Consider the following 8,739-nt stretch of genomic DNA (forward strand, 5'->3'; position numbering starts at 1 on the left):
CAGCGGATCTTCTTCTTCCGCTTCTCCGCCTGCAGCAGAATCAGGATCATCGTTTCTTTGGTGCTTAATGAATTCTTCTCTGACACTCTGCCACTGATTCTCCGGAATGCCAATCGCTTGATATTCATTTCCGGTCAGTTGGCCCAGGATGGAACTTAGCGCCTCCGTAAAGCCTGCATTCTCCATAGCCATCTGGCAGTGGATATCATACTTGAATTTTAAAACAAATGAATTGGATGAAGCTGCAACAGGCTCGGCATCATTAAGCAATGCCGCTTGAGAGCGCATCTGCCGCTGATTCAGAACTTCGAGCATTTCACCCCAGCGGCTTTTAATGAGGTTAAGATCCTCCTTAGTCGCTGTCTTAAGCACTTCTTGTACCCTTCCGGTCGGAACCTTGAAACCCTTTCGGGAAGAAGACGCCCTCTTCTTAGGGGCGGGAGCTGCATCAGGTTGAGCGGCCGGAATTCCTTTTGCCTTCAGCTGATTCAGTTCATTCTCCAGGCTTTGGACTTTTTGAAGAAGCTGCCCGATTTCCGGTGAGGAAACATTACTCTCCACTTCAAGCTGACAAAGCTTCACAATCGACACCTCGATATAGATACGGGCATGATTGGTGAATTTCATCTCTTGCTGCGCTTCATTAAGTATATCAATAAATTTGTAAATATGCTGAGGTGAGACTCTTTCGGCCAATTCCTTGAAATCTTCATCCAGCATAACCCTCTCCAGGGATTCCTCTAGGTTTGGCGCAGTCTGATGAAGCAGCATATCCCTGAAGTACAGGACCAGGTCTTCTGTCAGTCTTGCAGGATCCTTCCCTTGGAAAAGGAGCTCTTCCAAGGCTTGCAGGGCATCGGCCACTTGATTCTCGAAGATCGCTTTGGCAAGTCTATTAAGATATACCTGGGAGACAGCTCCGGTCACGGTCAAGGCATCATCTACCGTTACCCTGTCCTGACTGAAGGATATCGCCTGATCAAGAAGACTGAGCGCATCACGCATACCGCCTTCCGCAGCCCGGGCCACCACATGTAACGCTTTTTCTTCATATTGTACACCTGATTCATCGGCAATATGAGTCATTCTCCCCACGATATCCCTTGCCGTAATTCTCTTGAAGTCAAATCGCTGACACCTTGAGATGATTGTCAGAGGAATCTTATGGGGTTCTGTCGTTGCCAGGATGAAGATGACATGCTTAGGAGGCTCTTCAAGTGTCTTTAACAAGGCATTGAAGGCTCCGATGGAAAGCATATGAACCTCATCTATAATGTAAACTTTATATGAGACTACATTAGGGGCGTATTTTACCTTATCCCTGATATCACGGATTTCCTCGACCCCGTTATTGGAAGCCGCATCGATCTCGATAACATCAGGAATGGAGCCGTCAGTGATCCCCAAACAGGAATCACATTCGTTACAAGGTTCTGCAACCGGTGCTCTTTCGCAGTTGACAGCCTTGGCCAGAATTTTGGCTGCACTCGTTTTCCCAGTCCCTCTTGGCCCTGAGAAAAGATAGGCATGTGATATTTTCTGCTGGAGGAGAGCATTTTGCAATGTCTTTGTTACATGTTGCTGTCCGACTACATCGATAAACTGCTGCGGCCGCCAGACTCTATATAAAGCTTGATAACTCAAAACGATCTCCTCCTTTTATATGTATTCTCAATAGAATAAAGCTGTCTCTGCTTTTACCCTGAAAACTATTCCTTGTGCTGTATATAGAAATATTTAATCTCATCTTTCTATTATAACTTATGTAATTTTGTTTTTACAAAGGCTCTTTTAATATAAGGCTGTTTTCGTTTAGAATATTGCTTTTTAGGGCAGCTGCTCTTTTCTCTCTGGGTTACCATAATATTACCTTGAACCTTGGCTGTATTTTTTTGTGAATCACATTTAAAAGCAACAAAACTTTAGAAAAGAGCCTCATATAATGAAGTTTTTTTATTGAAGTTGACTGCATACAAAAAACTCACCCTTAAAAGGATGAGTTTTTATATAAGTATTAAACTGCCGTGCACCTTCCGTCGACATGCATCCATAAGCGTTACTCAAGCAGTTAGCTCGGCCCAGGCAACCCCGCGGCACATGGGAGAGTCCACTTAATGCTGCTTCCTTCCGGACCTGACATGGTTCATGGATTCCCATTGCGCAGGACCCGGGCGTCAACACCACTTACTTGAGGCAGGCCTTACAGAGTGCAGGCCTCGGGAAGGGATTCAGCCTCGCTAGAGCGGATTGCAAGTACAGGGCACCGCTACCTCCCCGCCTAGCACGGCAAAATTGATACCATATTTAGTTGCGCCATGTCCGACGCAAATATTAGTATACTAGCTCTTACGGAAAAAAGCAACGGGTTAGCCATTGTCAATTCCTGTATGTTGTTCCATCTCTGCTTTTCGTCTTTTCTTTTCTTCCTTTTTCCTTGCCCTCAGCCCGCGAAAGAAATGGGTCAGGAGCTGGCCGCATTCTTCCTGCAGCACACCTGGCACTACTTCACACTGATGGTTAAACCGATCATCTTCCAACAAGTTCATCAGCGTGCCGGCACATCCTGCCTTTGGATCCGGTGCACCGTATACCACTGTCTTGATCCTTGATAAAATGATCGCACCTGAACACATAGGGCATGGCTCCAATGTAACATAAAGCTCAGCATTTTCGAGCCTCCATGTTCCTAATTTTTTACAAGCCTCTTCAATTGCCAGCAGCTCTGCATGTGTTACTGCATTCTGAGTCGTTTCCCTGAGGTTATGTGCAGAGGCGATCACTTCACCATCCAGTACGACTACCGCCCCGATCGGAACCTCCGCTTTATCCTCTGCTTTCTTTGCCTCGTCAATTGCAAGCTTCATAAAATATTCTTGTTTGGTATCCACCTATTTAACTCCTTACCATATAAAAGTCCTTACTTATGGATAAAACCCTTCACCACTCCCAAAACTATACAAAAGGAGGGAGCCGATGAATGCATTGAATAGCAATACCGCTTTGCTGATTATAGATATATTGAATCCGTTCACCTTCGATTACGGGAAGACACTCGCCGAGCACACTCTAAAAACAGTAGAGCCGTTCAAGGCCCTGCGCAGCAATTGCCGCAAGAAGCAAATCCCTGTCATTTATATTAATGACCATTATAACCTTTGGCAGGCTGATTTGAAAAAAATTTACGAAAAGTGCCAGAACGATATCAGTCTGCCCGTCATAGAGCCCTTACAGCCCGGCAAGGATGATTATTTCCTCATCAAGCCCAAGCACTCTGCCTTCTATGGGACCGCACTGAATACACTTCTTCACACTTTAAAAGTCGATACACTGATCCTTTCGGGTATCGCCGGAAATATTTGTGTATTGTTCACAGCTAATGATGCTTATATGAGAGAGTTCAAATTAGTAATACCACAGAACTGCATCGCTTCTGTCAGTGAAGATGACAACCGCTATGCCATTGAAATGATGAAAAATGTCCTTAAAGCAGAAATCGTTGATTCAGGTGATATCTTTTAGAAAGGCTCTTTTCGTATGAATTGTTATTATATGAATGAGAAAGTTGATTTCCGCGGGGCGGGCGGTGAGCCTCCGGGGTTACGTTCCGGTGGGTACGTAACCTTGGTCTCACCTGTTATCAAAAGTGGAAGCACCCCGGTTAGCCCCGACAGGCAAATGTTCCGAAGAGAAAAAAAGGTGGTCTTTCTTTTTATTCTCTTCGGGTTATTTGATCCCGAGGGGCCGGGTTACGTTCCAGTAGGTACGTAACCTTGGTGCTGGAACTGGGCGTCCCTCTAGTTCCCCGGAATCACGACATAGTAGAAATCATCTTACAACTTATCTAAACGACAAGATCAAAAAGTTCTTCTATAACCATCATACTTCCCTATCCTCACACATACATTTCTTACAGTGGAAAATGTTAAAGGGAGGGCAAGTTATGCAAATCCATGTAGTCCAGCCTAACCAGTCGCTATTCGGAATTGCTCAGACATATAACTCGACGACTGAAGATATTGTGGAAGCGAACGATCTTCCTAATCCCGATAATTTAGTGGTCGGTCAAACACTGGTCATTCCAATTGTAGGGTTATTCTATTTTGTCCAGCCAGGAGACAGCCTTTGGTCCATAAGCAACAGGTTCGGCATTTCTTATCAGGAACTTGCACAAATCAATGGAATCTCTGTCAATCAGGGTCTTCAAGTAGGGTTCCGTTTGTACATCCCGGAACGCCCTAAGAGAGACGGAGAGTTTAATGCGTATGTAGAGCCGTATGGCACAACGGTACAGCCGAATTTAGAGGAAAGTGCCCGTGATGCCGCTCCTTACTTGACGTATCTTGCTCCTTTTGACTTCGAAGCAAAACGGGACGGCACTCTGAAAGAGCCGCCGGTGGGCAAGCTGCTGGAGATCGGCCGGGCAAATGGCAACGTTCTGATGATGGCGATCACTAATCAGGAAGAAGGACAATTCAGCGATGAAGTCGGCAGGATTCTTCTGAATGACACTAACATCCAGAACAAGTTCCTCAAAAATGTCGTGGCCGCTGCCAAGAAATACGGCTTCCGGGATATTCACTTTGATTTCGAATATCTGCGGCCGCAGGATCGTGAAGCTTATAACCGGTTCCTCCGCAAAGCCAAAGCCCGTTTCAATCAGGAAGGCTGGCTCCTTTCAACAGCCCTCGCCCCTAAAACCAGTGCCGGGCAAAAAGGGAAATGGTATGAAGCTCATGACTATAAAGCACATGGAGAAATTGTCGATTTTGTTGTCATCATGACCTACGAATGGGGATACAGCGGAGGCCCGCCGATGGCCGTTTCGCCTATTGGGCCAGTCCGTGAAGTCCTTGACTATGCGATCAGCGAGATGCCTCCTTCCAAGATAATGATGGGGCAGAACCTTTATGGATATGACTGGACCCTGCCGTTTAAAGAGGGCGATACCGCTAAAGCAGTGAGCCCGCAAAGAGCGATAGAAATCGCTGCCAAGTATAACGTTCCTATAGAATATGACGAAAAAGCTCAGGCACCATTTTTTAACTATCAGGATGAAGAAGGAAAACAGCATCGGGTTTGGTTTGAAGATGCCCGCTCCATCCAGGCAAAATTCAATTTAATGAAAGAACTGAATTTAAGAGGCATGAGTTACTGGAAGCTAGGCCTTCCTTTCCCGCAAAATTGGCTGTTGATTACCGATAACTTCAATGTCGTCAAAAGATAACCTTCATGGAGCCGCCGTCCCGGGTCGTTCGGGTAGGCGGCTTCTTTATTTTCCCTCTTATAAAAATACCACCCTAACATCTATATATTGTGTTAAAATAACATCTGTCGTCATTTGGCGAATATATGTCGATTATAAATCCATAATGTCGGAAAAGGAGGACATTGTATGGGGAGCATTCCATTCATTACGGTTGAAGGACCGATTGGAGTAGGGAAAACTTCTTTAGCAAAGGCCATTTCGGATCATTTCAATTATCATCTTTTAAAAGAAATCGTTGATGAAAATCCATTTTTAGATAAATTTTATGACAACATTGATGAATGGAGCTTTCAAACTGAAATGTTTTTCCTATGCAACCGCTACAAGCAGTTGGAGGATATTGAAACACATTTCATTTCTCAGAATAAACCAGTCGTCGCTGATTATCATATTTTAAAAAACCTCATCTTTGCTGAGAGAACATTAAAGAATAAACAGTTTGATAAATATTTGAACATTTATCAAATACTAACGGAAGATATGCCGGTTCCGAATGTCATCATTTATTTGAATGCGAGTCTGGATACACTTCTGCAGCGGATTGCCATGAGAGGCAGAGAGTTTGAAAAGAAAATCAGCCCTCTTTATCTTGAGCAGCTTTCCATGGATTACGAACGCCACATGCAGCAGTTCGAAAATAAATACCCGAACACCCCGGTTCTGCGCTTTAATGGGGACGAGATGGATTTTGTGAAAAATCAAAATGACTTATCCGCTATTATAGATTCTTTAGAACAAACATTGAAAAAAGGAGCCACTCTAACATGAACCTTCGCACTAAATACGGGATCCCAAGCAATGCCGTTATCACGATTGCCGGAACCGTCGGTGTTGGAAAATCGACAATGACCAACGGACTTGCAAATGCACTTGGTTTCCGTACATCATTTGAAAAAGTCGATACCAATCCATACCTGGATAAATTTTATGAGGATTTCAAAAGCTGGAGCTTCCACCTTCAAGTCTATTTCCTCGCTGAGCGTTTTAAAGAGCAAAAGAAAATCTTTGAATATGGCGGAGGCTTTATTCAGGATCGTTCCATTTATGAGGACACCGGGATTTTCGCTAAAATGCACTACGAAAAAGGAAATATGTCTGCAGTCGACTATGACACTTACAAAAGCCTTTTCGATGCCATGGTGATGACTCCTTACTTCCCACACCCCGACCTTCTCATCTACTTAGAGGGATCGATTGATGATGTGGTGGACCGCATCAGGGAAAGAGGACGCCCGATGGAACAGCAGACACCAGTTGACTACTGGCAGGAGATGCATGTCCGTTATGAAAATTGGATCGACTCCTTCAATGCCTGTCCTGTTCTGCGATTAAATATAAATGACTATGATCTGGTCAATAATGAAAACTCTATTGAGCCGATTATTGAACGTATCGGTTATTTTATTGAACAGACCCGGTTATTGAAATCATAAACAAAAAGGATGTATAGAGCTGCTGCTCTTTACATCCTTTTTTATTTTTAGGCTCTGGTATATCCTCTTCATTTCAATACAAATTACCAGTGAATAGAGCCTTGGTCTCCCTACATTAATAGGGAGCAAGCCAAAACATATGAAATAACAACTATAATCACTAACAAAGCGTATATTTAATATCCTTCAATAAACGGACTGATCGTTTTCAGGCATCTCATTAAATCAAAATAGAATAAAAAAAAACCGTTGCACTAGGCAACGGCTTTCATATCTCCAATATTTATGCGCTATGGTTAAATTAAAATCAATGGCGGAGGAAGAGGGATTCGAACCCCCGCGGGCTTTAACACCCCTGTCGGTTTTCAAGACCGATCCCTTCAGCCGGACTTGGGTATTCCTCCGTATCGACAAGAGTAATAATATCATGGGCTTAACCTATGAGTCAACACTTTTTCTAAGTTTTTTTCGAAAAAATTATATTCTGCAATAATATCGGGCGGAAATGCCTTACCGCCCGATACATCACCAGCTTATTTTGGCTTGATTACTTCCACACCGCGCATATAAGGTCTAAGTACCTCAGGGATGACAATGCTTCCGTCTGCCTGCTGGTAGTTTTCCAGGATAGCAGCTACAGTACGGCCAAGTGCAAGACCAGATCCGTTCAATGTATGAACATGTTCCGGTTTACAGCCCGGCTCACGGCGGAATCGGATATTCGCGCGGCGTGCTTGGAAGGCTTCAAAGTTACTGCAAGAAGAAATCTCACGGTAAGTTCCATAGCTTGGAATCCAAACTTCGATGTCATATTTCTTGGCAGCCGTGAATCCAAGGTCAGCTGTACACATAGACATGACACGATATGGAAGGTTCAATAATTGAAGAACTTTTTCTGCATGTCCAGTCAACTTTTCCAGCTCATCATACGATTCTTCCGGACGCACAAAGCGGACAAGCTCGACTTTATTGAACTGATGCTGACGGATCAATCCTCTAGTGTCACGGCCTGCAGATCCCGCTTCAGAACGGAAGCAGGCACTGAACGCTGTATAGGCAATCGGCAGTTGATCATTTGTTAGTATTTCATCACGGTGGTAGTTGGTAACCGGGACTTCAGCAGTCGGTACAAGGAAATAGTCTTCGCTTTCAATCAGGAAAGCATCTTCTTCAAACTTCGGAAGCTGCCCTGTGCCCGTCATGCTCTCGCGGTTAACCATGTATGGAGGAAGCATCTCTTCATAGCCATGTTCGTCCATATGAAGATCCATCATGAAGTTAATCAACGCACGCTCAAGTCTTGCACCCAGTCCTTTGTAAAATACGAAGCGGCTTCCTGTCACCTTGCTTGCTCTTTCAAAATCAAGGACACCGAGCTCAGTTGCAAGATCCCAATGGGGTTTTGGTTCAAAATCGAAAGAAGGCACTTCTCCCCATTTACGTGCTTCAACGTTATCATCTTCCGTAGCCCCCACCGGCACGCTCTCATGCGGAATGTTAGGGATAGACAGCATTAAGTGATCCAGGCTGCCCTCAACTTCCTTTAGCTCTTCATCAAGCTTTTTGATCATGCCGCCGACTTCACGCATTTCGACGATTAGGTCATCGGCATTTTCCTTGTTTTTCTTCATTTCAGCGATTTTCTGAGATACTTCGTTTCTCTTACTTTTTAAGTTTTCTGTCTCAACCAGCAGTTCTCTTCTTCTTACATCCAATTCCTCAAATTTTTCAAAATCACTTAGATCTTCTCCGCGGTCTTGAAGACGATTTTTCACATCTTCAAAGTTCGCTCTTAAATGCCTGATATCCAGCATTGATATTTCCTCCTTTTGATCCGCTCACATCGTTTAAAGGGCTCCTGAGAATACAAAAAACCCCCATCCCATAAAAGGGACGGAGGTTCCGCGTTGCCACCCTGATTGAAAATAGTATAGAACTACTTTCCTCTTAAGTAATATAACGGTTTTCACCGAAAGTGCCTACTGACGAATGTGTTCAGCACCTTACTCGAGGATGGATTCATGAGGCACTTCCATCGGT

General features: G+C 44.2%; 7 protein-coding genes, 1 tRNA gene and 1 other RNA gene (1 of these 9 running past the window's edge). 4 read left to right on the top strand and 5 right to left on the bottom strand.

The features are described 5' to 3' along the window. From dnaX to tadA, 3 genes are all read right to left on the bottom strand, one after another. Positions 1-1,644, bottom strand: partial view of a DNA polymerase III subunit gamma/tau gene (gene dnaX / locus BSG1_RS13700; protein WP_006837682.1) — the 5' portion only. 54 nt of this gene lie to the left of the window's left edge; only the first 1,644 of its 1,698 coding nucleotides appear in the window; the start codon lies at positions 1,642-1,644; its stop codon lies off the left edge, out of view. Positions 1,645-2,022: 378 nt separating this feature from the next. After that, an RNA gene (gene ffs / locus BSG1_RS20415) (signal recognition particle sRNA large type) lies at positions 2,023-2,287 on the bottom strand. Between the two features lie 79 nt (positions 2,288-2,366). Next, positions 2,367-2,864 carry a tRNA adenosine(34) deaminase TadA gene (tadA, locus tag BSG1_RS13705; protein ID WP_044022915.1) on the bottom strand — a complete coding sequence of 166 codons (498 nt, stop codon included), beginning with the start codon at positions 2,862-2,864 and terminating at the stop codon, positions 2,367-2,369. A gap of 109 nt (positions 2,865-2,973) precedes the next feature. Between tadA and BSG1_RS13710 the strand changes: the two genes are divergently transcribed. The 4 genes from BSG1_RS13710 (at position 2,974) to BSG1_RS13730 (ending at position 6,699) form a co-directional block, all read left to right on the top strand. After that, on the top strand, positions 2,974-3,519 hold the full coding sequence (locus BSG1_RS13710; protein WP_006837684.1) for an isochorismatase family cysteine hydrolase: 546 nt from the start codon (positions 2,974-2,976) through the stop codon (positions 3,517-3,519). 421 nt (positions 3,520-3,940) lie between these two features. Continuing rightward, complete coding sequence (locus BSG1_RS13720; RefSeq protein WP_044022914.1) at positions 3,941-5,224, top strand: glycoside hydrolase family 18 protein; 1,284 nt, start codon at positions 3,941-3,943, stop codon at positions 5,222-5,224. A gap of 168 nt (positions 5,225-5,392) precedes the next feature. Beyond that, the gene (locus BSG1_RS13725) at positions 5,393-6,034 is read left to right on the top strand and encodes a deoxynucleoside kinase (protein WP_006837687.1); all 642 of its coding nucleotides are present in this window, start codon (positions 5,393-5,395) and stop codon (positions 6,032-6,034) included. Then, positions 6,031-6,699, top strand: a complete 669-nt coding sequence (locus BSG1_RS13730) for a deoxynucleoside kinase (RefSeq protein WP_006837688.1) — start codon at positions 6,031-6,033, stop codon at positions 6,697-6,699. The genes BSG1_RS13725 and BSG1_RS13730 overlap by 4 nt, the downstream gene beginning before the upstream one ends. Positions 6,700-7,010: 311 nt before the next feature. On the opposite strand, the gene BSG1_RS13735 is transcribed toward BSG1_RS13730, so the two are convergent. Beyond that, positions 7,011-7,103 (bottom strand) — tRNA-Ser (locus BSG1_RS13735). Positions 7,104-7,232: 129 nt separating this feature from the next. Next, on the bottom strand, positions 7,233-8,513 hold the full coding sequence (gene serS, locus BSG1_RS13740) for a serine--tRNA ligase (RefSeq protein WP_006837689.1): 1,281 nt from the start codon (positions 8,511-8,513) through the stop codon (positions 7,233-7,235). Positions 8,514-8,739: the final 226 nt, after the last annotated feature.

It is taken from the genome of Bacillus sp. SG-1, assembly GCF_000181495.1.
In the GTDB taxonomy this organism is placed as follows: domain Bacteria; phylum Bacillota; class Bacilli; order Bacillales; family Bacillaceae_B; genus Rossellomorea.

Coding starts and splice junctions, on each gene's coding strand:
- serS (WP_006837689.1), bottom strand. CDS start 8,513: ATGCTGGATATCAGGCATTTAAGAGCGAACTTTGAAGATGTGAAAAAT.
- BSG1_RS13730 (WP_006837688.1), top strand. CDS start 6,031: ATGAACCTTCGCACTAAATACGGGATCCCAAGCAATGCCGTTATCACG.
- tadA (WP_044022915.1), bottom strand. CDS start 2,864: ATGAAGCTTGCAATTGACGAGGCAAAGAAAGCAGAGGATAAAGCGGAG.
- BSG1_RS13725 (WP_006837687.1), top strand. CDS start 5,393: ATGGGGAGCATTCCATTCATTACGGTTGAAGGACCGATTGGAGTAGGG.
- BSG1_RS13710 (WP_006837684.1), top strand. CDS start 2,974: ATGAATGCATTGAATAGCAATACCGCTTTGCTGATTATAGATATATTG.
- BSG1_RS13720 (WP_044022914.1), top strand. CDS start 3,941: ATGCAAATCCATGTAGTCCAGCCTAACCAGTCGCTATTCGGAATTGCT.